1 protein-coding gene is annotated in these 562 nt (G+C 71.2%); it reads right to left on the bottom strand.

Annotated elements, in window-relative coordinates; translation table 11 throughout:
• Positions 1-125: 125 nt before the first annotated feature.
• On the bottom strand, positions 126-562 hold a 437-nt coding region (gene apaG, locus ACT6Q8_RS25650), incomplete at its 5' end, for a Co2+/Mg2+ efflux protein ApaG (RefSeq protein WP_444739500.1).

The following is a 562-nucleotide window of genomic DNA, read 5'->3' on the forward strand; positions in this document are numbered from 1 at the left end:
GCGCAACGCGCCGATCAGCCACAGGTGGCGCAGCGCCAGCGGGGCGTCCGGGTCCAGGGTGTCGAGCGGGGTGGAGGTGGGCATGCGGTCGTCGGGGTGGGGGCCGCGTGTCGGGGCGCCGGCTTTCAGTGCAGCACCCGCGCCGGTGCGTCGCCCGAGCCCGGGGCGCGCAGCGCGAACTCGGCCACCTCGGCCTCGAAACGCTCGCCGTCTTCGGCCACGCAGAAGAAGCTGCCGCGCATGGTGCCCGTGGGCGTGGCCAGGCGCGTGCCGCTGGTGTACTGGAAGGATTCTCCGGGCCGCAGCAGGGGCTGGTGCCCGACCACGCCCAGGCCCTTGACTTGCTCGGTCTGCCCGCGCGCGTCGTCGATGATCCAGTGGCGCGCGATCAGCTGTGCCGGCACCTCGCCCGCGTTGGTGATGGTGATGGTGTACGCGAATGCGTACACGTCTTCGTCGGGCGACGACTGTTCGCTCAGGAACTGGGGTTCGACCTCGCAGGTGAACAGGTATTTCGGCATGGGCGGCATGTTACCGCGCGCCTGCGTCAACGCGGTGGCCC

Source organism: Niveispirillum sp. (genome assembly GCF_052437035.1).
GTDB lineage: Bacteria > Pseudomonadota > Alphaproteobacteria > Azospirillales > Azospirillaceae > Niveispirillum.